The sequence below is a fragment of the Zobellella endophytica genome (genome assembly GCF_003012775.1).
Classification (GTDB): domain Bacteria; phylum Pseudomonadota; class Gammaproteobacteria; order Enterobacterales; family Aeromonadaceae; genus Oceanimonas; species Oceanimonas endophytica.
The window spans coordinates 880,915-903,700 of record NZ_PXYG01000001.1; the positions used below are offsets into that span (position 1 = coordinate 880,915).

Annotated in this window: 22 protein-coding genes and 1 tRNA gene; 15 read left to right on the forward strand and 8 right to left on the reverse strand. The window is 63.5% G+C overall.

Annotated elements, in window-relative coordinates; translation table 11 throughout:
* The first annotated feature begins 25 nt into the window (after positions 1-25).
* Positions 26-541, forward strand: a complete 516-nt coding sequence (locus C7H85_RS04055) for a sigma-70 family RNA polymerase sigma factor (RefSeq protein ID WP_245879578.1) — start codon at positions 26-28, stop codon at positions 539-541.
* The gene (locus C7H85_RS04060; protein WP_106728398.1) at positions 534-1,262 is read left to right on the forward strand and encodes a DUF3379 family protein; all 729 of its coding nucleotides are present in this window, start codon (positions 534-536) and stop codon (positions 1,260-1,262) included. The genes C7H85_RS04055 and C7H85_RS04060 overlap by 8 nt, the downstream gene beginning before the upstream one ends.
* 197 nt (positions 1,263-1,459) lie before the next feature.
* Here the strand turns inward: C7H85_RS04060 and C7H85_RS04065 are convergent, their stop codons facing one another.
* The gene (locus C7H85_RS04065; RefSeq protein WP_106728399.1) at positions 1,460-1,861 is read right to left on the reverse strand and encodes a phosphate-starvation-inducible protein PsiE; all 402 of its coding nucleotides are present in this window, start codon (positions 1,859-1,861) and stop codon (positions 1,460-1,462) included.
* Positions 1,862-2,262: 401 nt separating this feature from the next.
* On the opposite strand from C7H85_RS04065, the gene C7H85_RS04070 reads away from it, so the two are divergent.
* The 3 genes from C7H85_RS04070 to cfa all read left to right on the forward strand — a co-directional run bounded on the left by C7H85_RS04070 (position 2,263) and on the right by cfa (position 6,036).
* Positions 2,263-3,747: a SulP family inorganic anion transporter gene (locus tag C7H85_RS04070; protein ID WP_106728400.1), complete on the forward strand. Its 1,485-nt coding sequence runs from the start codon at positions 2,263-2,265 to the stop codon at positions 3,745-3,747.
* A gap of 13 nt (positions 3,748-3,760) precedes the next feature.
* Positions 3,761-4,615: a universal stress protein gene (locus C7H85_RS04075; protein ID WP_106728401.1), complete on the forward strand. Its 855-nt coding sequence runs from the start codon at positions 3,761-3,763 to the stop codon at positions 4,613-4,615.
* A gap of 260 nt (positions 4,616-4,875) precedes the next feature.
* Positions 4,876-6,036, forward strand: coding sequence for a cyclopropane fatty acyl phospholipid synthase (cfa, locus tag C7H85_RS04080; protein WP_106728402.1), 1,161 nt, complete (start codon positions 4,876-4,878; stop codon positions 6,034-6,036).
* Positions 6,037-6,180: 144 nt separating this feature from the next.
* Here the strand turns inward: cfa and C7H85_RS04085 are convergent, their stop codons facing one another.
* The 4 genes from C7H85_RS04085 to C7H85_RS04100 all read right to left on the reverse strand — a co-directional run bounded on the left by C7H85_RS04085 (position 6,181) and on the right by C7H85_RS04100 (position 9,690).
* Positions 6,181-7,773 (reverse strand): ABC-F family ATPase, encoded by a 1,593-nt coding sequence (locus tag C7H85_RS04085; protein ID WP_106728403.1) that lies wholly within the window; start codon positions 7,771-7,773, stop codon positions 6,181-6,183.
* 127 nt (positions 7,774-7,900) lie between these two features.
* Positions 7,901-8,344: a barstar family protein gene (locus tag C7H85_RS04090; protein ID WP_106728404.1), complete on the reverse strand. Its 444-nt coding sequence runs from the start codon at positions 8,342-8,344 to the stop codon at positions 7,901-7,903.
* Positions 8,331-8,717: a guanyl-specific ribonuclease gene (locus tag C7H85_RS04095; protein WP_106728405.1), complete on the reverse strand. Its 387-nt coding sequence runs from the start codon at positions 8,715-8,717 to the stop codon at positions 8,331-8,333. The genes C7H85_RS04090 and C7H85_RS04095 overlap by 14 nt, the downstream gene beginning before the upstream one ends.
* A complete protein-coding gene (locus C7H85_RS04100; RefSeq protein ID WP_106728406.1) occupies positions 8,710-9,690 on the reverse strand; it encodes a D-2-hydroxyacid dehydrogenase family protein in 981 nt (326 codons plus the stop codon). The genes C7H85_RS04095 and C7H85_RS04100 overlap by 8 nt, the downstream gene beginning before the upstream one ends.
* A gap of 81 nt (positions 9,691-9,771) precedes the next feature.
* On the opposite strand from C7H85_RS04100, the gene cysQ reads away from it, so the two are divergent.
* Positions 9,772-10,578 carry a 3'(2'),5'-bisphosphate nucleotidase CysQ gene (cysQ, locus tag C7H85_RS04105; protein ID WP_281257559.1) on the forward strand — a complete coding sequence of 269 codons (807 nt, stop codon included), beginning with the start codon at positions 9,772-9,774 and terminating at the stop codon, positions 10,576-10,578.
* A gap of 58 nt (positions 10,579-10,636) precedes the next feature.
* Here cysQ and C7H85_RS04110 read toward each other — a convergent pair whose 3' ends face one another.
* Entirely contained in the window at positions 10,637-11,497 is an 861-nt protein-coding gene (locus C7H85_RS04110) for a universal stress protein (protein ID WP_106728408.1), read from the reverse strand.
* 214 nt (positions 11,498-11,711) lie between these two features.
* Between C7H85_RS04110 and C7H85_RS04115 the strand changes: the two genes are divergently transcribed.
* Both C7H85_RS04115 and C7H85_RS04120 read left to right on the forward strand, forming a co-directional pair.
* Positions 11,712-12,137 (forward strand): YbjN domain-containing protein, encoded by a 426-nt coding sequence (locus tag C7H85_RS04115; RefSeq protein ID WP_106728409.1) that lies wholly within the window; start codon positions 11,712-11,714, stop codon positions 12,135-12,137.
* Between the two features lie 286 nt (positions 12,138-12,423).
* Positions 12,424-12,511: transfer RNA gene (locus C7H85_RS04120), tRNA-Ser, on the forward strand.
* A gap of 137 nt (positions 12,512-12,648) precedes the next feature.
* Here the strand turns inward: C7H85_RS04120 and mtnK are convergent.
* Positions 12,649-13,860 carry an S-methyl-5-thioribose kinase gene (gene mtnK, locus C7H85_RS04125; RefSeq protein ID WP_106728410.1) on the reverse strand — a complete coding sequence of 404 codons (1,212 nt, stop codon included), beginning with the start codon at positions 13,858-13,860 and terminating at the stop codon, positions 12,649-12,651.
* Positions 13,861-14,348: 488 nt separating this feature from the next.
* Here mtnK and C7H85_RS04130 point away from each other — a divergent pair, with 488 nt between their 5' ends.
* The 7 genes from C7H85_RS04130 to C7H85_RS04160 all read left to right on the forward strand — a co-directional run bounded on the left by C7H85_RS04130 (position 14,349) and on the right by C7H85_RS04160 (position 20,541).
* Positions 14,349-14,963, forward strand: a complete 615-nt coding sequence (locus tag C7H85_RS04130) for an RNA polymerase factor sigma-70 (RefSeq protein ID WP_106728411.1) — start codon at positions 14,349-14,351, stop codon at positions 14,961-14,963.
* Entirely contained in the window at positions 14,957-15,169 is a 213-nt protein-coding gene (locus C7H85_RS04135) for a zf-HC2 domain-containing protein (RefSeq protein ID WP_210433552.1), read from the forward strand. Before C7H85_RS04130 ends, C7H85_RS04135 begins: the two co-directional genes overlap by 7 nt.
* A gap of 119 nt (positions 15,170-15,288) precedes the next feature.
* The gene (arsS, locus tag C7H85_RS04140) at positions 15,289-16,257 is read left to right on the forward strand and encodes an arsenosugar biosynthesis radical SAM (seleno)protein ArsS (protein ID WP_106728412.1); all 969 of its coding nucleotides are present in this window, start codon (positions 15,289-15,291) and stop codon (positions 16,255-16,257) included.
* A complete protein-coding gene (locus tag C7H85_RS04145) occupies positions 16,254-16,919 on the forward strand; it encodes a TIGR04283 family arsenosugar biosynthesis glycosyltransferase (RefSeq protein WP_106728413.1) in 666 nt (221 codons plus the stop codon). Before arsS ends, C7H85_RS04145 begins: the two co-directional genes overlap by 4 nt.
* Positions 16,916-17,542: a TIGR04282 family arsenosugar biosynthesis glycosyltransferase gene (locus C7H85_RS04150; RefSeq protein ID WP_106728414.1), complete on the forward strand. Its 627-nt coding sequence runs from the start codon at positions 16,916-16,918 to the stop codon at positions 17,540-17,542. The genes C7H85_RS04145 and C7H85_RS04150 overlap by 4 nt, the downstream gene beginning before the upstream one ends.
* 21 nt (positions 17,543-17,563) lie before the next feature.
* Positions 17,564-18,370: a sterol desaturase family protein gene (locus C7H85_RS04155; protein WP_106728415.1), complete on the forward strand. Its 807-nt coding sequence runs from the start codon at positions 17,564-17,566 to the stop codon at positions 18,368-18,370.
* Positions 18,367-20,541 carry an FAD-dependent oxidoreductase gene (locus C7H85_RS04160; RefSeq protein WP_106728416.1) on the forward strand — a complete coding sequence of 725 codons (2,175 nt, stop codon included), beginning with the start codon at positions 18,367-18,369 and terminating at the stop codon, positions 20,539-20,541. The genes C7H85_RS04155 and C7H85_RS04160 overlap by 4 nt, the downstream gene beginning before the upstream one ends.
* A gap of 493 nt (positions 20,542-21,034) precedes the next feature.
* Here C7H85_RS04160 and C7H85_RS04165 read toward each other — a convergent pair whose 3' ends face one another.
* A complete protein-coding gene (locus C7H85_RS04165) occupies positions 21,035-22,657 on the reverse strand; it encodes a methyl-accepting chemotaxis protein (RefSeq protein WP_106728417.1) in 1,623 nt (540 codons plus the stop codon).
* Positions 22,658-22,786: the final 129 nt, after the last annotated feature.

Genomic DNA, 22,786 nt, shown 5'->3' on the forward strand with positions numbered 1-22,786 from the left:
AAAGTCAGATGCGGTCTCTAAAGACATGATGATAAAACAAAAGCGTTATGAGGCTTTGGTATATGCCCTGCACGGCGATCTGTTTCGTTACGCCTACTGGCTATGCCATGATCGACAAGTGGCCGAAGACTTGGTGCAAGAAACCTTTTTGCGCGCCTGGAAGGCGCTCGACAGTCTGAAAGACGAAAAAGCCGCCAAGGCCTGGCTCATCACCATACTGCGGCGGGAAAATGCCCGCCGGTTCGAACGCAAGCAGTTCGATCTGGTGGACCTGGACAGCACCCCGGTTGCCGACAAGCAGAGTCCGGGGCTGGAGCAGGACATGGAAAACGAATGGCTGCGCCGGCATATTGCCGAATTGGCCGTTGAATATCGGGAACCACTATTGCTGCAGGTAATCGGCGGTTTTAGTGGTGAAGAAATAGCCGAGATACTGGACTTGAACAAGAATACCGTGATGACGCGCCTCTTTCGCGCTCGCAACCAGCTGAAAGAGGCTCTGGAACTGGACAAAACTACACGAGGTCGGTGCAATGGATGAGCTGGAATTTCGCCGTCGGGCCTATGCCGATCCCAACGACAGACACCCGGAATTTCTCTCTGCTGCCACCGCCACTGCCGCCAACCGGCAGTTTATGGACGAGATGAAAGACTTCAACCGCAAACTCGAGCGGGCACTGGACGAACCGGTGCCCGCCGCCCTCCCCGACAAGCTGATGCTGTCGCACCTGCTGCGCCAGCCGGATCATAAAGAGGGTCTGGGCTGGAAACACGTCGCCATGGCCGCCTCGGTGGCCTTTGCGCTGGGTTTTTCCACCCGTTTTATGCATTTGTCTGCCGAGTCCGGCAGCCAGCCGCCGTCGGTGGCCAGGGTAGCCATCGAGCATGTACAGATGGAAATGCCCTTTACCCACTATGTCGACGAGGAAGTGACCCTGACCGCCGTCAACGCCAAGCTGAAACCCTACGGCGCCCAGCTCAGGGACATGGCCTCGGTGGGCAAGGTGTACTACGCCAACCACTGCATGTTTGGCGGCGGCCCGGCGGCGCACCTGGTGATCCAGGGCGAGCGCGATCGGGTGCATGTGTTTGTGGTACCGATGGACAGGGCCCTGCGGATCGAGCAGGAATTTGCCGATGCCAACCTACACGGCGAAGTGATCCCCATGACCTATAACCGCCTGGTGGTGGTCAGCGACAAGCAGGAAGATATCAAGCTGATGGCCGACAAGGTCAAGGCGTCGCTCGAACGAGCGATTTAACCCTGAGGCGGCCCTGGTGGCCGCCTCGGCTTGATGACAAAGTCCACCGTCAGTTTTTCGCCAGATATTTCTCTGATGACTCTTCGGTTTAATACCTGCCATCTCCGCGAAGGCGGAGGCCCATGTTTGCACCGGATCCACCTTCGCGGAAATGACCACAGCGTAATACGAAGGCTTGTCAGCAGCCTGAGGCGGCCCTAATGGCCGCCTTCGTCCTTGTCATAGGGATAGTGGATATGGCCGAAACGGATCACCAGGATGGCCAGCGCCAGCACCAGGGCGGAGCCGGCCACGGTGATCAGCCGCCAGTTATCCATCCCTTTCATGTCCAGAATCAGGTAACGGGCCAGGGCGACGATGGCGATATAGAGCGGTATGCGGATGGGCAGCTTGCCTGAACGCAGGTAAATCGCCACCATGGCCAGCACTTCGAGGTAGATGAACATCAGCAGCAGATCGGCCAGGGTCACTATTCTGGCCTGCCACATGGTGTTGACCTCGATGCCCACCGCCACCACGGTCGCCAGCGCGACGATAATCAGACCCAGATGCTGCAGCTTATCCAGTACCCTGCTGCCCAGCATGCGTTTGTCACTCATAGTCACCTCATTGGTTTTTTATTGTTGCCATCCCAAACAACGCAAAATTTATGCCAGCTGCACTATTTCTCGACGTGAACGACCGGCGGCGGCCATTACGTCGTCGCCGTGAAAATAACGCCGGATACATCCTTGTTACCGGACGGCCGGACACCTATAATACCCCCTGCCTAACGGACAGAGCTTATAAAAAATTAAAATTTTATGAAATTTTTGAATAAAGCGATTACGCCACCCTAGCCTTAACGTCCTGCTTCAGCCGCATTCCGCGGTGCCTGTTCTCGCCCCTGCGCGAGTGTTTTGCCTTATCCATGTAAAAATTGAACTCCGTACTGTTGCGCCTGCCCTCTGCGCCGGTTGGCTACGGACTGCGTTTACCCACAACCCTGGAACCAACAAGAATGATCCCGAACATCAAGCAAACCTGGTTTTCGAACATGCGAGGCGACGTGCTCGCCGGCATCGTCGTCGCCCTCGCCCTGATCCCGGAAGCCGTGGCCTTCTCCATTATCGCCGGGGTCGACCCCAAGGTCGGTCTCTACGCCTCCTTCTGTATCGCCGTGATCATCGCCTTTGTCGGCGGCCGACCGGGCATGATCTCCGCCGCCACCGGCGCCATGGCGCTGCTGATGGTCACCCTGGTGCGCGACCACGGCCTGGAATACCTGCTGGCCGCCACCCTGCTGTGCGGCGTGCTGCAAATCATCGCCGGCTACCTGCGCCTGGGCGAGCTGATGCGCTTCGTGTCCCGCTCCGTGGTCACCGGCTTCGTCAACGCCCTGGCCATCCTGATCTTCATGGCCCAGCTGCCGGAGCTGACCGACGTCACCTGGCACGTCTACGCCATGACCGCCGCCGGCCTCGGCATCATCTACCTGTTGCCGCTGGTGCCGGTGGTGGGCAAGCTGCTGCCTTCCCCCTTGGTGTGCATCATCAGCCTGACCATAGTGGCCATCGCCTTCGGCATCGATGTGCGCACCGTGGGCGACATGGGCGAGCTGCCCGACACCCTGCCGGTGTTCCTGTGGCCGGCGGTACCGCTCAACCTCGAGACCCTGGCCATCATCTTCCCCTACTCCCTGTCCCTGGCGGTGGTCGGTCTGCTGGAGTCGATGATGACCGCCACCATCGTGGACGACCTCACCGACACCAAGAGCGACAAGAACCGCGAGTGCAAGGGCCAGGGTATCGCCAACATCGGCGCCGGCCTGCTCGGCGGCATGGCCGGTTGCGCCATGATCGGCCAATCGATCATCAACGTGAAGTCCGGCGGCCGCGGTCGGCTGTCCACCCTGGTGGCCGGTGTGGTGCTGCTGATCCTGGTGGTATTCCTCGGCCCCTGGGTGTCGCAGATCCCCATGGCCGCCCTGGTGGCGGTGATGATCATGGTGTCGATCGGTACCTTCAGTTGGGGTTCCATCCGGGATCTGAAAACCCATCCCAAGAGCACCAGCCTGGTGATGATCGCCACCGTGGTAGTGGTAGTCTACAGCCACAACCTGGCCTACGGCGTGCTGGTCGGCGTGCTGCTCAGCGCCCTGTTTTTCGCCAACAAGGTCGGTCAGATCCTCTATGTGGGCTCCGACAAGCTCGACGACAACAGTCGCGAATACAAGGTGGTGGGCCAGGTGTTCTTCAGCTCCGCCGAGCAGTTTATCGCCGCTTTCGACTTCAAGGAGGTGATAGGCCATGTGCGTATCGATCTCAGCCGTGCTCATTTCTGGGACATCACCGCCATCAGCGCGCTCGACAAGGTGGTGATCAAGTTCCGCCGGGAAGGCGCCGAAGTGGAAATGATTGGCCTGAATGAGGCCAGCGCCACACTTGTGGACCGTTTTGCTGTTCATAACGATCCCAAAGCGGTAGAAAAGCTGATGGGCCACTAACAGAGGAATGACTATGACCACCAACGTATTGGCATGTATCGACGGCTCCAGCCACGCCACCGCCGTGTGCGACTGGGCCAGTTGGGCCAGCCTGCGTCTCGACGCTCCGCTGAGCTTTATTCATGTGCTGGATAAAGCACCGCAGCCGGGCCTGGCCGACCTGAGCGGTACCATCGGCCTGGGTACCCAGGAGCACCTGCTGGAAGAACTGGCCGAGCTCGATGAGAAGCGGGGGAAACTGGCCAAGGAACAGGGCAGGATCATGCTCGAGGCCGCCAAGCGCCGCGCCATCGACGACGGGGTGAGTGAACCCGCCACCCTGCAGCGCCACGGCGAACTGGTGGAGACCCTGGTGGAATTCGAGCCCCAGACCCGGCTGCTGGTGCTGGGCCGCCATGGGGAAGATTCCGCGTCGGCCTACGCCCACCTCGGCGGCCATGTGGAGCAGGTGATCCGTGCCCTGCATCGCCCCATTCTGGTGACCCAGGGCGAATTCAGTGCCCCACAAAAGATCATGCTGGCCTTCGACGGCAGCGCCACCACCCGCAAGGGCGTGGAAATGCTGGCCAAGAGCCCGCTGTTCAACGGCCTCGAGCTGCACGTGGTGCTGGTGGCCGCCGACACCGACGACAACCGGGAACAGATCAACTGGGCCAGTACCACCCTGGCCCAGTCCGGGATCAAGGCGCACGCCGCCATCGTCGCCGGCGAGGCCGACAAGGCCCTGCCCCGGTATCAGCAGGACAACGGCATCGACATGATGGTGATGGGTGCCTACGGCCATTCCCGCATTCGCCAGCTGCTGGTGGGCAGCACCACCACCGCCATGATCCGCTCGGCCCGGGTGCCGCTGCTGGTACTGCGCTGAGTCATACCAAATGGCCGGGCGACCAAGGGTCGCCCGGCACTACTTCCCTGCTCCCTTCTCCGTCACCCCGCAAAATCGTTAATTAAAAGTTAAAAAAAGCAACCAAAACAATATGATAAAAACGTGACCTAACCTACAAAAAATAAAAAAACTGTTCTTTAATAAAAGACAGAACACCAAATAAAGCCGGCCCGTTGCAGCTGGGAGTTTGACGCAACCATAAACCGGCTCCGCTTGAACCACGCGAAGAGGCAGTTTCTATGGGTAGCGCTGAATACACGACGGAACGAACCCCTTATATCTACCATCACTCCAGCCTGCACCGGCTGCTGCTGGACCTGCTCGCCAGCGCCGGTATCGAAGTCAACGGCAGCCATCCCTGGGACATCCAGCTGCATGCATCCGGCGTGCCGGAGCGCATTTTTGCCGAAGGCAGCCTGGGCCTGGGAGAAAGCTATGTGGCAGGCGCCTGGGACGCGGAGCGGCCCGATGAGCTGATCTGCCGGCTGCTGCAGGCCCGGCTGCACGAGAAGGTACGGCCCTCCCGGCTGATTTTCCATGCCCTCAAGGCACGCTGGCTCAATCGTCAGACCAGCAAACGCGCCTGGCAGGTGGGCGAAGTGCACTACGATCTGGGCAACGACTTTTATGCCGCCATGCTCGACCCGCGCATGACCTACACCTGCGGCTACTGGCACAACGCCACCACCCTGGAGCAGGCCCAGGAGGCCAAGCTGGATCTGGTGTGCCGCAAGCTGGGGCTGAAGCCCGGCATGCGGGTGCTGGATATCGGCTGCGGCTGGGGCAGCTTCATGAGCTACGCCGCAGAACACTACGGGGTGGAATGTGTGGGGGTGACCATTTCCCGGGAGCAGGCGGAATGGGCCAGACAACGCTACCCCGGGTTGCCGCTGGAATTCCGCCTGCAGGATTACCGGGATCTGAACGAACCCTTCGATCGTATCGTCAGCATTGGCATGTTCGAACATGTGGGGCACAAGAACTACCGCACCTATATGGAAGTGGCCCACCGTTGCCTGAAGGAACAGGGGCTGTTTCTGCTGCATACCATCGGCAAGAACCTGCGCCGGCCGCACACGGATCCCTGGATAGACAAATATATCTTCCCCAACGGCGAGTTGCCGTCCATCGGCCAGATCGGCGACGCGGTCGACAACCTGTTCGTGGTGGAAGATCTGCATAACTTCGGTGCCGACTACGACCAGACCCTGATGGCCTGGCATGCCAACTTCGAGCAGGCCTGGCCAGGTTTCAGGGATGAACTGGGTGAGCGTTTCTACCGCATGTGGCGCTATTACCTGCTGGCCTGCGCCGGCGCCTTCCGCGCCCGGGAGATCCAGCTATGGCAATGGGTGCTGGCCAAGGGCGGGGTGGACCAGGGTTATCGGCGGGTGAGCTGACCATGCAGGGTCCATTTCAATGGGCCTTTCCACCGACGGCGCCGTCGTTTGGTCGAATAAATTCGACCCTACAGAACCGCTCCACCACGGCGCCGTACCCGGTCGAATAAATTCGACCCTACCATTCCGGGATCGTAGGCCGATTTACACCACGCCCTGCTCGCGCAGGTAATCCTCGTAGCTACCGCTGAAGTTGCGGATGCCGTTCTCGCTCAGCTCCAGGATGCGGGTGGCCAGCGAGGAAACGAATTCCCGGTCGTGAGACACGAAGATCAGGGTGCCCTGGTACAGCTCCAGCGCCATGTTCAGCGACTCGATAGACTCCATATCCAGGTGGTTGGTGGGTTCATCCATCACCAGGATATTGGGCTTTTGCAGCATCAGCTTGCCGAACAGCATGCGGCCCTGCTCGCCCCCGGACAGGACGCCCACCTTTTTCTTGATGTCGTCCTGGCTGAACAACAGCCGTCCGAGCACGCCGCGAATGGTCTGCTCGTCGTCCCCTTCCTGTTGCCACTGGCTCATCCAGTCGAATACCGTGATATCCATGTCGAAATCGGCGGCATGATCCTGGGCGTAATAGCCGATGGTGGCATTTTCCGACCACTTGTAATGGCCACTGGCGGGGGACAGTTCACCAACCAAGGTCTTGACCAGGGTCGACTTGCCGATGCCGTTGGTACCCAGAATGGCGATGCGCTCCCCCACTTCCACCAGCATGTCCAGGTTCTTGAACAGCCGCGTTTCGCCATAGCCCTGGGCCAGTTGCTCCACTTCCAGCACGTTGCGGTACAGCTTTTTGTCCTGCTCGAAGCGGATGAAGGGGTTCTGCCGGCTGGAGGCCTTCACCTCTTCCAGCTTTATTTTCTCGATCTGCTTGGCGCGGGAAGTGGCCTGACGGGCCTTGGAGGCGTTGGCGCTGAAACGGGCGACGAACGACTGCAGATCGGCAATCTGGGCCTTTTTCTTGGCGTTGTCGGACAGCAGCCGCTCGCGCGCCTGGGTGGACGCCAGCATGTAGTCGTCGTAGTTGCCCGGGTAGACCCGCAGCTCGCCGTAGTCCAGATCCGCCATATGGGTACAGACGCTGTTGAGAAAGTGGCGGTCGTGGGAAATGATGATCATGGTGCTGTTGCGCTCGTTCAGCGCCCCTTCCAGCCAGCGGATGGTATCGATGTCCAGGTTGTTGGTCGGTTCGTCGAGCAGCAGCACGTCCGGATTGGAAAACAGCGCCTGGGCCAGCAGCACCCGCAGTTTCCAGCCTGGCGCCACTTCGCTCATCGGGCCAAAGTGCTGCTCGACCGGAATGCCCACCCCCAGCAACAGCTCGCCGGCACGCGACTCGGCGGTGTAACCGTCGTACTCCGCTACCTTGCCCTCCAGTTCCGCCGCCCTCATGTAGTCGTCGTCGCTGGCTTCCAGGTTGGCGTAAATGGCATCGCGCTCGGCAATGGCGGCCCACAGCTCACTGTGCCCCATCATCACCACGTCCAGCACGCGCGCTTCTTCGTAGGCGAACTGATCCTGACGCAGTTTACCGAGGCGCTCGTTGACATCCAGACTGACATTGCCGGCGCTCGGCTCCAGATCCCCCCCCAGGATTTTCATAAAGGTGGATTTGCCGCAGCCGTTGGCGCCGATCAGGCCATAGCGGTTGCCGTCACCGAATTTGACGGAAATATTTTCGAACAGCGGCTTGGCACCGAACTGCATGGTAATGTTGTTGGTAGATATCAAGGAACAGACTCACTATTGACGGTACAAATGAAGGCGGCAGGGCCGCAGGCGCACAGCATACCCATGCCGGTGGCAAAGTTCAAAGTTCACGCACCGGCGGCGGGCATAAAGTCGTGGAACGGCGGTCTCAGTGGTTGGCCAGCACCGGCACCGACAGCAGCGCCGGCGAGGTGCTGAGGATCACGCACCAGAACGGTTGCTGCGGGCCCCAGTAATCGGCGGTTTCCTCCATGATATCCAGCAGGGTCAGCCAGCTCGGGTGCTCCCGGCAGGCAAAGGGCTCCACCTGTTGCAGGCACAGCACCATGCCCCGGCCACCGGGCCGCCCCAGCTCGGTGAGCGCATCGCTCAGCGCATCCCAGTTGTGCCCGAACCAGTCCGGCAGCCCCAGGGCAGCGGCCAGCTGCGTCAGGCACGCGGCCTTGGAGTCCACCTCGCCGAAATCCACCGGATAAAAGTCGAGCCTGAGCCGGGTGGCGGCCAGCTCCAGCGCCAGCTGGGCATCCGGCGCCAGGCAACAGAGACGGGCCGGTCCCGTTTTCAGCAACAGTGTCAGTTCAGTGTCGGTCATGGTTCACCCTGAGCTCGGTAAAACTGTGATAGTGGTCTTCGGTATAATAGTAGACTTCGGGCGGGTTGCCGCCGGTCACCACCCGCCGGGGTCCCCGGTGGCTCAACCCGGGAGTGTCTACCGTGTATTCCCGGTAATAGCCCCGGGAGCGGGGCGGCAACAATCCTTCCCGGTTGTGGAAAACGGTGCCGTCCTGACGGTAGGGAAAGGGTCCGCCCCGTTCGATCAGGGCCAGGGTCTGTGCCAGTTGCGGGTTGCTATGGGACCCGCCGCCGTCCGACCACAGGCCCTGGAGCAGCAGCGCCAGCCCGAGCAGCAGGGCGCCGCCCAGCAGGCGGAGGTTGAAGCTCCGCCGTCGCCCCCGCCTAGTCATGCAGCACCTCGGGGTTGGCGATGTTCACCGGCCGGCCCCCGGCGAAGGCCAGGATGTTGTCGAAGGCGGCGCCGAAGTACAGCTCGTAGCCCCCCTGCTCCACGTACCCCAGATGCGGCGAGCACAGCACCTTGGGCAGGGCCAGCAACCGGCGCAGCTGCTCGCCGTCCGGCTCCTGCTCGTAGACGTCCACCGCCGCAAAGCCGGGCCGGCCCCGCTCGAGCGCGGCCACCAGGGCACCGGGCTCGATCAGCTCGGCCCGGCTGGTGTTCACCAGCAGCGCATCCGTTTTCATCAGCGCCAGATCGGCGGCGGTCACCCGATGGCGGGTCGCGTCGTTCAGCCGCAGGTGCAGGCTCAGCACATCGCTGCCCGCGAAAAACGCGGCCTGGTCGGGGGCGGCCAGCAGCCCGTCCTCGCTCGCCTGCTGCCGCGAGGCCTCGCTGCCCCACACCTGTACCCGCATGTCGAACGCCTGGCCGAAGCGGGCGATGCGCCGGCCTATCTTACCGTAGCCCCAGATGCCCAGGGTCCGGCCCGATAACGCCCGGCCCAGGCCCAGGCCGCCATTCTGCTGCCAATGGCCCGCCTTGAGCGCATCGCAGTAAGGCAGCAGCTGCCGGCTGGCCGCCATGATCAACGCCCAGGTCAGCTCCGCCGGCGCCACCGGCGAGCCCACCCCTTCGGCCAGGGCCACCCCGGCGCGGGTACAGTCCGCAAGGCGGAGATGGCTGCTTATCTTGCCGGTCTGGCTGATCAGCCTGAGCCGGGGCAAGGCGGCCAGCAATGAGGGGGTTATCTCGGTTCGCTCGCGGATCAGCACCAGGGCATCGAAGGGTTGCAACCGCTCGGCCAGCGCTTTGGGGTCCTGGCAGTTGTCGGTGAAGACGGTGACCTCGTGTCCGGCCAGGCGGGCAAAACAGTCCAGCTTGCGGACCTGATCCTGATAATCGTCCAGTATGGCTATTTTCATGACGTGTCCTTGTTATTGGGCATCAGCCGCGTTTTTTTATATCATGGGCCCCGTTTTGATCTCACCTCATGGAGCACAATGGTGAACTCTGATTATATTACGGCCGATCTGCTCGGCGAAGTGGAAGCCATCGCCCGGGAAGCCGGCGCCGCCATCATGACCATCTACGGCCGCGAATTCTCGGTGGAAGAAAAGGCCGACAAATCTCCCCTGACCGAGGCCGATGCCGCCGCCCACCGCCTGATCGCCGACCGCCTGGGCGCCCTCAGCCTGGCGTTGCCTGTCCTGTCGGAAGAAGACACCGAGCAGTTCGCCGGGCCGGACGGCGCCGGACGCTACTGGCTGGTGGATCCGCTCGACGGCACCAAGGAATTCATCAAGCGCAATGGCGAGTTCACCGTCAATATCGCCTTGATCGAACAGGGTAAAGCGGTACTGGGCGTGGTCTATGCCCCGGCCCTCGACGTAACCTACAGCGCGGCCGCCGGCCTCGGCGCCTTCAAGGTCGACACCCAGGGCAACCGCGCACCCATCCGCGTCGCCGAGCACCGGCCGGGCACCCCCTGGCGCGTGGTCGGCAGCCGTTCCCACGCCGGCGAGGAGATGCCGCGACTGCTGGCCAAGCTGGGCGACCATGAACTGGTGCCCATGGGCAGCTCGCTGAAACTGTGCCTGGTAGCGGAAGGCGCCGCCGATGCCTACCCCCGCCTGGGACCCACCTCGCTGTGGGACACCGCCGCCGCCCATTGCGTGGCGGAGCAGGCCGGTGGCGCCGTAGTGCAACTGGACGGCCAACCGCTCAGCTACGCCAACCCCGGCGCCGTGCTCAACCCCTACTTCCTGGTCCTGGGCAAGAGCGAGCTGGACTGGCCTTCATTGTTTGCCTGAGCCCGCATTACCGCCGAATGCCGACCGCCGTGACACTCTGCGTCACGGCGTTTTTGTTTCAGCGGGCCACCAGCACATCGCAGGGCGGGGTGCTCAGAAAGCTCATGGCCACACTGCCGATCAGCAGGCGGCTGATGCCCTGGCGCCCGTGGGTGCCCAGCACCAGCAGTTGCGGCCGATACTTGTCCACCGCCTGGTTCAGGCATGCCTGGATGTCGCCGGCCATCAGCTCGGTGGTAATGCGGCTCTGGTCGTCCTGGGCCAGAAAATGCGCCATCTCGTCTTTCACCTCCCGCTCGATACGCGCTTTCTGGTGATCCATCAGGGTATCGATATCAACCTGGCTGTAGCGCACAAATCCCATGAACGGCGGATCGAAGACGTGCACCAGCCGGATCGGCGCCGTGGGTACCAGCGCCAGGGCGGCCTGCAAGGCGTGATGGGAACTGCGGGAGAAGTCCGTGGCCGCCACCAGTTGCCGGTAGGGCCCGGCGGACTCGCCACTCACCATCAGCAGGGGCAGAGCGCAATGGCGCAGCAAACGCTCCGCCGTGGTGCCCATGAAGAAGTCCTGTACCGGATCCTGATGGTGCCGGCCGACGATGACAAGATCCGCCCCTATCTCTCCGGCTTTCTTGATCACCGCCTTGTCGGGCTTGCCGAGCATTACATGGCAGGTGCTGGTCGGCTTGAGCCCCCCGGGCAGGCCGTCGAACAGCTTGTTCAAGGCCATGTCGGCCGCCTGCTTGAGCCGGTGGCGCACCGAAATCTCCACCAGTGGCTCATAGAGGGTAAGGGCATCATTGATTACATGTACCAGGTGCAGGCTGGCCTTGAGCCGAACGGCAAGCTCGGCCGCCCGTTTGACCACGAATACGGAGTCCGGCTCCAGATCGACAGCGACAAGCAGCGTTTTCATCTCGGGTTTCCTTGTGGCGGTTCGGCGCGGCAGCGCCCTTGGCATACCAAGAGCATTCCCGCTTTCGGCTGTAAAATCAAATGAAAGACACCGCCTTCGGCGCGCTTTCCCGGCGTTGCCGGCTTTTGATTCTCCTCGCCTGCCCTTTGGTTTACACTAGCGGCCTTTCAGGCTCAACTTTTCAGGAAATACCGTGTTAACAGCAGAAATCGCCATGCGCTGGCTCACTACCGGCCACATTGACCACTACATCTGTGAACATTGCCATGGCATTCACCTGTCCGACGTCCAGGGCCTGGACGGGGTGCTGGAAAGCCGGCTGTTTGTTGAGCATGAAGACGCCATCGTCACCACCGAAGTCGAAATCCGCCCCACCGCCCTGCTGCCGCTGGTGGCCGATCTGACCCGGCTGAACATGAACTACCCCAGCCTCAAGGTGTTTGTCGATATCGTGGACGACAACCTGCCCCGGCTGATCGTGGCCAATTACCTGCATACCCAGGCCGGCATCGAGCAGCATCAGTTCCTGTGGATCATGCAGCAGACCATGATGGCGACCCAGCAACTGGTGCAGGAAATCGGCGAACTCGGCTTTCTCGCCCTCGACGAACCGCAGAAACAGCCGTCGGCTGTGCATTAACTCCGCAAACTGCACAGAGATAAGCCAGTCGCACCCGGCCTGGCTAAAAAGCCTTGAACATCACCGGCCGAGCCGTTAAATTACGCCCCGTTCCCAGGCGGGGACGGCCGGTGAAGCAGACACCGTTGATAAAAAACGCGAAAATTTGGTGAGGTGTCCGAGTGGCTGCCAAGAGGCGAAGCCGGGGCAAATAAGCACGCAGCGTGCTGCGCCAGCCCGAGGACAGTAATCCGAAGACGAAAGACCGGTGAAGCGGACACCGTTGATAAAAAACGCAAAAAAATTTGGTGAGGTGTCCGAGTGGCTGAAGGAGCACGCCTGGAAAGTGTGTATACGGCAACGTATCGAGGGTTCGAATCCCTCCCTCACCGCCAAACAGCAAGCAAAAAGCCCGCAGCAATGCGGGCTTTTTGCTTTTGCTCCATGGCCACTCCGCGCAGGCAAAAGTCCGGTGCAAAGGGTCCATGGCTCTCCGCCCGCGCGGAGGCGAGAAACGGGTCAGCCCCTTGAGCTACCGGTCCGCTCGAGGGGCGGTTCCGTACGCCGCCAGCAGTGCCCTCAAGGCATTGCCATCGGCACAGGTTTCGGCCCCCAGGATCAGCTCCCTCCCCAGTCTCAGGGCGTTCTGCTGGCAGTCCAGCCGGAGCCCTGCATCGTCAATGCCGTCCAGATCCGTCACATGGGCGATGCCGATGGTGCGCCGGATAAGCTCGGTACCGGCGTAGCCCAGGCTGTCCCGCCAAACCTGTACCAGAAACTCCTCCACATAACTCGGCTCGGCCAGCGCCGGATCCGCGCAGCCCGTCGCCAGGGCGGTGAATTCGTCGTGGAACACCCGCCACAGGGTCAACACCTCCTCCAGCCGCCGCCACTGTTCTGCCCGCCCCTTCTCCCCCGGGTTCAGGCCAGGCTGACCACAGAGGTTGAGCAACAGGTTGCCGATGGCCGAGCCCAGATCGAATCCCATGGGACCATAGAATCCGAATTCGGCATCAAACACCTTGAGTTCGTCTTCGGTTATAAATACCGAGCCGGTGTGCAGGTCGCCGTGCAGCAGCGCCTGGGCATCACAGAGAAAACGGTGTTTGAGCGCCGCCACCCGACGTTTGAGGGCGCCGTCCCGCCACAGCTGCCCGGCCAGGGGGCGAAGACCGGGCGCGATATTATTGCGTTGATGATCCCGGTAGGGATCGTCGAAAAACACCGCCTCGGTAGTGGCGCACAGCTCGGGGTTGCTGAAACGGGCGACTTCGGCCCGTTTGGCGGTGGAAGCCAGACCGAAATCGGAGCCGTGATACAGCACCCGGGCCAGGTAATGCCCCAGCCGGGCCGCCGCGCCGGCAGGGGCATTCCCTTCGAGCAGGGCCTGGCGCCAGAGCCGCCACGCCGACAGATCCTCCAGCAGCAATACCGACAGCCCGGCGTCCTGGTGCAGCAACGCCACCGTATGTTCCGGGCAGCACCGGCCATGCTGCAGCAACACCCCGGCTTCAATCCTGGCCCGCTCCCGGGTCAGGGGCCAGGACTCGCCCACACAGCGGATATAGGGCAGCGCCTGCTTGACGATGACACTGCGCCCACTCTCTTCATCCACCACCCGGAACACCTGGTTGAGGTTGCCATCGCCGACTTCCTCCGCCGACAGCTCGGTACCCAGGCCGGGGCCATGCCGGCGGGCGTAATCGATGGCATCACTGGGGCTGAAAATATGATATCGGCTCATGGGTAAGACCTCGGTAGCTCGGGGGTTAGGCAGTAAATAACTGATCCTAATGGTGCTACATCGACCGGGCACCGCACACAGACACGCCGTAAACCCATCCCTGGGGGCTCCGCCGCGCCGATGTCGCGGAAACAGCTCTTGGCGCCGCGCTGCGACTTGCCACTGGCAACTCGGTCGCGGCGCCAAGAAGCTGTGCTAGGCGCTTCGCGCCCCCTGGCGCAGAGGGTCTGCTTAGCAGTACCCGCCCGCTGTCTTGATTGATCTACTATTCGGAACAGCCATTTACACGGGCGGCAATGCCCATATCTCATTACAGTCGGCGGGAAGCCGCTTTCATTACAAACGATAGTTGATGAATTTTTTCGGTTCACTGTAAGAATGGCCCCGGCAAAGCGACTCACCAACAGCAGAGTCGACAACGCTGGCCGCTCAAGCCGTTGAAGACTAGAGTCTTTCCGTATCAACAGTAGCCGACATAAAGAGGCCGCATGCCCCAACGACACGAGCTGACTCGGGATGGACACCATGACGCCCGTCCCGAGTTGTTATCCGGGGAGCTCCGCCGGCAGATGCTCAGGTTTGCCACGCTGCAGCTCAAGGATCCCCATCTGGCGGAAGACGCGGTACAGGAGGCCCTGCTCGGCGCCTTCAAGTATGCCGACTCCTTTACCGGCAAGGCCGCCTACAAGAGCTGGGTATTCGCCATACTGCGCAACAAGATTGCCGACATCATTCGCAAAAACCGGCGGCTGATCACGGCCTCCAGCCTGAGCAGCGATGAGGAGCAGGATCTGGAAGCGCAGTTGTTCAATCAGCATGGCAGGTGGCTCCGGGAAGAACACCCCGTCCGCTGGAGCTCCCCCGAAGCCAGCTACGAGGACGAGCAGTTCTGGGCGATTTTCGAGTTTTGCCTGGATCACCTGCCCGCCAATCAGGGACGGGTGTTTATGATGCGGGAGTTTATCAATCTGGACAGCAATGAAATCTGCCAGGAGCTCGAGCTTACGGTCAGCAATCTCAATGTGCTGCTGTACCGGGCCCGCCTGCGCCTGCGCGAATGCCTGGAAAACAAATGGCAACGACAAGGAGACTGCTCATGCTGAATTGTCGACAAGCCACCCAACTGATGTCGGAGAGCCAGGAGCGCGCCCTGACCACCGGCGAAAAACTGGCGTTGAAACTGCATACCCTGATGTGCAGGGGCTGCCGCAACTTCGAACGGCAGTTGCCGGTGATCCGCCGGATAGCCAGACGCTACGCCGACCGTCCCGACAACGGCAACCTGCAGAAGGAGGATCCCGAGGAATAGGGCCTGTCGCTCACTCAGCCTGAAAGATCTTTGCCGCTGGCAGGGTTTAAACTTTAAACAGGGCGGCCGCGAACACAAGGTTGCGCCGCCGACGGCCCCCGCATTGAATGGGAGATCCCATGAGAGACACACTGCCACTGCTGGATCTGACCGACTTTCCGGCCATCCGCCGCCACCGGCTCGATACCCTGCAGGTGAACCTGGGCTACAAGTGCAACATGAAGTGCGTGCACTGCCATGTGGCCGCGGGCCCCCACCGCACCGAGATGATGGACGAGGACAACCTGGCGCTGATCCCCGAGGTGTTGCGGGCCCGCCAGCTGTCGACCCTGGATCTCACCGGCGGTGCCCCCGAGCTGCATCCGGGCTTCCGGGCGCTGGTGGCCGCCGCCCGCGCCCTGGGAGTGAAGGTGATCGACCGCTGCAACCTCACCATACTGTTCGAGCCGGGGCAGGACGACCTGGCCGAGTTCCTCGCCGGACAGGGGGTGGAGGTGGTGGCCTCCCTGCCCTGTTATTCCATGGAGAATGTCGACAGGCAGCGGGGCAAGGGCACCTTCGACAAGAGCGTGCTCGCCCTGCAGCGGCTCAACCGGCTGGGCTACGGCCAGCCCGGTTCGGGACTGGAACTGAACCTTGTCTACAATCCCCAGGGCCCCAGCCTGCCGCCGCCCCAGGCGGCGCTGGAGGCCGACTACCGGCGCGAGCTGTGGGCGCACTTCGGCATCCGCTTCAACCGGCTGTTCGCGCTGGCCAACATGCCAGTCAAGCGCTTCGGCGACTACCTGCTCTGCAAGCGCCAGTTCCACGACTACCTGCGTCTGCTGAAGGACAACTTCTCCGCCGCCAACCTGCCGGGGCTGATGTGCCGCAACCTGGTCAGTGTGGACTGGCAGGGCCATCTGTACGACTGCGACTTCAACCAGCAACTGGGGCTGCGCCTGCCCGGGGAAGGCCGCCCGCACCTGCGCGATCTGTTGCACCGGGAGCTCGAAGGCCAGCCCATCCGGGTGGCCGAGCACTGCTACGGCTGTACCGCCGGCCAGGGCAGCAGCTGCGGCGGTGCCCTGCACAAGGAGCCAGCATGACCCTCTCCATCATCATGCCGGTGTTGAACGAGGCCGGGATCCTGCCCCGGACCCTGGCCGCGCTGCCGCTGCGGGACTGCCGGACCGAGGTGATCCTGGTGGACGGCGGCAGTTCGGACGATTCCGTCGCCCTGGCCCGCCGGGCCGGGGTCAGGGTGGTCACCAGCGCCCCCGGACGCGCCCGGCAGATGAATGCCGGCGCCGCCGAGGCCGGGGGCGACCTGCTGCTGTTCCTGCATGCGGACACCCGGCTTCCCCCCCTGGCCCGGCAGGCAGTAGCGCAGGCCCTGACTTGCCGGCACTGGGGCCGTTTCGATATTGCCATTTCCGGCTGCCACCCCCTGCTCGGGCTGGTGGCCCGACTCGTCAACCTGCGCTCACGGCTGACCGGCATCGCCACCGGTGATCAGGCCATCTTCGTGCGCCGGAGCACCTTTGAAGCCATCGGCGGTTTTCCCGAGCAGCCGCTGATGGAGGACATCGAGCTCAGCAAGCGGCTCAAGCGGCTGGGGCCGCCGGCCAGCCTCGGGCTGAAAGCGAGCACCTCGGGCCGGCGCTGGGAAAGCCGGGGGGTATTTCGCACCATCTGGCTGATGTGGCGGTTGCGCTTCGCCTACTGGCGGGGCGCCGATCCGGCCTTGCTGGCGAGGGCCTACCGATGAGCACCCGCATCATCGTGTTCGCCAAGGCGCCGCTGGCCGGCCAGGCCAAGACCCGGCTGATCCCGGCATTGGGGCCCGAGGGCGCGGCGCGCCTGGCCCGGCGCATGCTGATGTCGACCCTGACCCATTGCCGGGCCGCCGAGCTGGGCCCGGTGGAGCTGTGCGCCAGCCCCGCGCCGGGGCAACCGCCCTGGGCCGGCACAGCCCTGCCCGCCCATATCGAACTCAGCGCTCAGGGCGAGGGCGACCTGGGTGCGCGCATGGCCCGGGCGGCCCGGCGTGGCCTGCAACAGGATGAACAGATCCTGCTGATCGGCACCGACTGCACGCACCTCAACCCCGCCCTGTTGCGCCAGGCCGCCCACCGCCTCGGTCGGTGCGAGGTGATGCTCCACCCCACCTGCGATGGCGGCTACGCCCTGCTCGGCCTGCGTCGTTTCTCCCCCCGGTTGTTCGAAGACATCCCCTGGAGCACCGACAAGGTTGCCGCGCTCACCCGCCAACGCATCCGCGAACTCGGCTGGTGCTTTTACCAGGGCGAGTGCCTGCGCGACATCGACGAACCCGACGATCTGTTCTGGCTGCCCTCCCAGTGGGTGGGCGCCGCTATGTTCGCACACTGACATCCCGGACGAGGCTGACCGTTGGACATTCCGCTCACTCATGAACCCCTGCTCCGGCTGGCCGCCTTTGCCGGCATACTGCTGGTGATGATGCTGTGGGAGCTGATCACCCCGCGCCGCCAGCGGCGTTATCCGCGCCGGCGCCGCTGGCCGGCCAACCTGCTGCTGGTGGCCATCAATACCCTGCTGCTGCGGTGGCTGTTTCCGCTCGCCGCCGTGGGAGCCGCCCTGGTGGCGGAGCAGCACGGCTGGGGGCTGCTGTGGCTGTGGCCGCTGCCGCTCTGGCTCAGCCTGCCGCTCTCCCTGTTGGTGCTGGACTTCATCATCTACCTGCAGCACCGGCTGTTCCACGCCCTGCCCTGGCTGTGGCGGCTGCATCGCATGCATCACAGCGATCCGGACATCGACGTCACCACCGGATTGCGCTTCCACCCGCTGGAGATACTGCTGTCGATGGGGATCAAGCTGGGCACCGTCATCCTGCTGGGCGCGCCGCCGCTGGCGGTGCTGTTGTTCGAAGTGCTGCTCAACGCCACCTCCATGTTCAACCACGGCAATGTCCGGCTGCCGCCCCGGCTCGATGCCGGGTTGCGCCTGCTGCTGGTCACCCCGGACATGCACCGGGTGCACCATTCGGTGATCCCGCGTGAAACCAACAGCAACTTCGGCTTCAACCTGCCCTGGTGGGATCGCCTGCTGGGTACCTATAAGGCCCAGCCCGAGGCGGGACACCGGCGCATGACCATCGGGCTGAACGACTTCCAGGATCCGGCCGAACTGCGGCTGACCCGCCTGCTGACCCAGCCCTGGCGCCGGGAGCCCAAATGAAAAAGCTCATCCTGTTGCTGGTGTTACTGACGATCGTCTTGCTCTTCTTCGCCCTGGGCGGCCACGAGTGGCTGACCCTGGAGGCGCTCAGGCGGCACCAGGCGGAATTCGCCGCCCTGCGCACCCGGTCGCCCTGGCTCACCGCCGCCGGTTTCTTCCTGCTCTATGTGCTGGTGGCGGCCCTGTCCCTGCCCGGCGCCGCCGTCATGACCCTGGCCGCCGGCGCCCTGTTCGGCCTCTGGCAGGGGCTGGTGCTGGTGTCCTTCGCCTCCAGCCTGGGCGCCACCCTGGCCTTGCTGGTGGCCCGCTTCCTGCTGCGCGACCAGGTGCAGCACCGTTTCGGCAGCCGGCTCAAGGCGGTCAACGCCGGTATTCAGCGGGACGGCGCCTTCTACCTGTTCACCCTGCGGCTGGTGCCGGTGTTCCCCTTTTTCCTGATCAACCTGCTGATGGGGCTGACTCCCTTTCCCGCCCGCCGCTTCTACTGGGTGAGCCAGCTCGGCATGCTGCCCGGCACCCTGGTGTATGTAAACGCCGGTACCCAACTCGCCGCCCTCGACTCCCTCGGCGGCATCCTCTCCCCCGCCCTGTGGCTCTCCTTCGCCCTGCTCGGCATCTTTCCGCTGCTGGCCCGCCACCTGGTCCGCCTGATGCAGCGCCGCCGGGTCTATAAGGGCTGGCACAAACCCCACCGCTTCGATCGCAACCTCATCGTGATCGGCGCCGGCGCCGCCGGCCTGGTCAGCGCCTATATCGCCGCCGCCGTCAAGGCCAGGGTCACCCTGATCGAGGCGGGCCAAATGGGCGGCGACTGCCTCAATACCGGCTGTGTGCCGAGCAAGGCGCTGATCCGCAGCGCCAGGCTGGCCCACCAGATGCGCCACGCCGACCGCTACGGCCTCCACGCCACCCAACCCGCGTTCAGTTTCCGGCGGGTGATGCAACGGGTGCAGGAGGTAATCCAGAAGGTGGAGCCCCACGACAGCGTGGAGCGATATACCGCCCTGGGGGTGGAGGTGCTGCAGGGCCACGGCCGCCTGCTCGATCCCTGGACGGTGGAGGTGAACCTCAACGACGGCGGCTGCCGCCGGCTGACCGCCCGCGCCGTTATCATCGCCGCCGGCGCCGAGCCCCTGGTGCCCGAGCTGCCGGGGCTGGAAACGGTGGACTATCTCACCAGCGACACCCTGTGGCAGGCCCTGGCACAGCGGGACAGCCCGCCCCGCCGGCTGCTGGTGCTGGGCGGCGGCCCCGTCGGCTGCGAGCTGGCCCAGGCCCTGGCCCGGCTGGGATCGGAGGTGACCCTGGTGCAGCGCAACCCCCGGCTGATGCCGAAGGAAGACGAGGAGGTGAGCGAGCTGCTCAAGGCGGCGCTCACCCAGGACGGCATCGCCGTGCTGACCGGCCATCAGCCGCTGCGGCTGGAGCAGGATGACAACGGCAAGCGGCTGATCGTCCGCCATCACGACCGGGAAGTGGCGCTGGCCTTCGACGATCTGCTGGTCGCCCTGGGCCGCCGCCCCCGGTTGACCGGCTACGGCCTGGAGCAACTGGGCATCGACACCGACAAACGCCTCGAGACCAACGACTACCTGGAAACCCTCTACCCCCACATCTACGCCGCCGGCGACGTGGCCGGCGGTTACCAGTTCACCCACATCGCCGCCCACATGGCCTGGTATGCCAGCGTCAACGCCCTGTTCGGCCAGTTCAGGCGGTTTCGGGTGGACTACTCGGTGATCCCCTGGTGCACCTTCGTGGATCCGGAGGTGGCCCGGGTCGGCCTGTCCGAGGCCGAGGCCAGGGACAGGGGCATCGCCTGTGAGGTGACCCGCTTCGGGCTGGACGATCTGGACAGGGCCATCACCGACGGCGCCGATCACGGCTTTATCAAGGTGCTGACGGTGCCGGGCAAGGACAGGATACTGGGGGTGACCATAGTGGGCGAGCACGCCGGCGAGCTGCTGGCGGAATATGTGCTGGCCATGCGCCACGGGCTCGGGCTCAACAAGCTGCTGGCCACCATCCACATCTACCCCACCCTGAGCGAAGCCAACAAGTACGCCGCCGGCGAGTGGAAGAAGGCCCATGCCCCGCAGCGGCTGCTGGCCTGGCTGGCCCGCTACCACCGCTGGCGGCTGGGCAAGAAGCAACCGCGGGGCCCGCTGTAGGGTCCGTTTCAACGGACCACTCACCATCGGTGCCGTGGTTTGGTCGACCGACGTCGACCCTACAAGTTGGCGCGTTGCGCCGGTCTGCCGTAGGGTCCACTTCAGTGGACCTGTCCGATAACGGCGTTGGGGTTCGGTCGAATAAATTCGACCCTACAAGTTGGCGCGTTGCGCCGGTCTGCCGTAGGGTCCACTTCAGTGGACCTGTCCGATAACGGCGTTGGGGTTCGGTCGAATAAATTCGACCCTACAAGTTGGCGCGTTGCACCGGGTCTGCCGTAGGGTCCACTTCAGTGGACCTGTCCGATAACGGCGTCGGGGTTCGGTCGAATAAATTCGATCCTACAATGACCACCCCGACCACGGCGTTGGAGTTCGGTCGACCGACGTCGACCCTACAACCGAACCTCCAGCATCGTCGAAAACCCCACCGTAGGTTCCACTTCAGTGGACCACCCATCCCCCGGCGCCACACCCGGCGGCCGCGTGACCCTCAGATCACGAAACGGGTGACCAGGGTGTTCAGCTCACCGGCCAGGCGGGCCAGCTCCTGGCTGGAGGAGCTGGTCTGGTTGGCGCCGGCCGAGGTCTGCACCGACAGATCGCGGATATTGACCAGGTTGCCGTCCACTTCCCGGGCCACCTGGGCCTGCTCTTCCGCCGCGCCGGCGATGGCGATGTTGCGGTCGTTGATCTGGGAAATGGAGGTGGCGATCTGCACCAGGGCCTCGCCGGCTTCCCGGGCGATCTGCAGGGTTTCGCCGGTACGGGTGTTGCTGCTCTGCATGGCGCTCACCGCCCCCCGGGAGCCCTGCTGTACCGCCTGGATCATCTGCTCGATCTCCTTGGTCGACTCCTGGGTCCGGTGGGCCAGGGCGCGGACCTCGTCGGCCACCACCGCAAAGCCGCGCCCGGACTCGCCGGCCCGGGCCGCCTCGATGGCGGCGTTGAGCGCCAGCAGGTTGGTCTGATCGGCGATGGCGCGGATCACATCCAGCACCGAGGTGATGTCGTTGACCTTCACCGCCAGGGTTTCGATCTCCTGCATGGTTTCGCCGATCTCGCCGGCCAGCCCCTCGATGGAGGTGACCGTCTGGCCGACCCGCTCCCGGCCGAACTGGGCGCGTTCATCCGCCAGCTCCGACTCCTGGGAGGTGGTGGCCGCATTGCGCGCCACCTCTTCCACCGCCGTGGTCATTTCGGTCACGGCGGTCGCCGCCTGCTCCAGCTCCTGGCTTTGCTGATGCAGGCCGCGGGTGGCGTCTTCGGTCACCGAACTCAGCTCTTCGGAGGTGGACGCCAATTGGGTGGAAGAGCCGGCGATCAGTTTAACGGTGTCCTGCAGGCTGTGCTGCATCGCCTGCAGGGCCTGCAGCAGCCGGGCCGGCTCGTCCTTGCCGCTCACCCTGACCGGCCGGGTCAGATCGCCCCTGGCGATGGTTTCCGCTACCGCCACCGCCTCGTCGATGGGCTGCACTATGCTGCGGGTCAGCAGCCAGGCCAGGGCCGCCATCCCCGCCAGGGCCACCACCAGGATGGCGATGACCATGTTGAGGGAAAACGCATAGACCGTATCGGTCGCATCGTTGGCGTCGACGATCCGTTGCTGTTGCACCTCGGTCAGCGAGCGCAGGGTGCCGGCCATGCCGTCCGCCAGCGGGACGAGTTCGTCGCGGGACACCACCGAGGCCCGCCAGGTGTCGCCGGCGGCGGCCAGATCCACCACCTGGCGCTGTATCTCCCAGTACCTGGCCTCGTCGGCCAAAAAGGTCTCGAACAGCGCCCTCGCCTCATCGGCGCGGATCAACTGGTCGTAGGCGGTCTTGATATCGTCGATATGCTGCCGGGCGTTGGCCAGCCGGCTGCGAGAGGCCTGCTGCTCGTCCCGGTTGACCGCATGGATCAGCGCCAGGGTGTGCAGGCGAACGCGCAAAAACTCCTTGTTGAGGTTTTCCACCGCGTTCAGGCTGGGCACCCGGTGATCGGCGATCAGGGTGATCTGGGTATCCAGGTTTTTCAGCTGCACCATGCTCAGTATGCCCAGCACCAGCATCAGCAGGCCGATCACCCCGAAAGCCAGGGCCGATCTGAGCCCGATATTAATATGACGAAACATTGCCCACCTCGGAAAATCAATAGCATCGGATGAGGATATCGGCGGCTTGCGTCAAAACATGAAATGTTTCGCCTTCAAAAATGACCCGGCGATAACACCCCGGCCCGGTGCCGCCGGCCTGGATTCCCG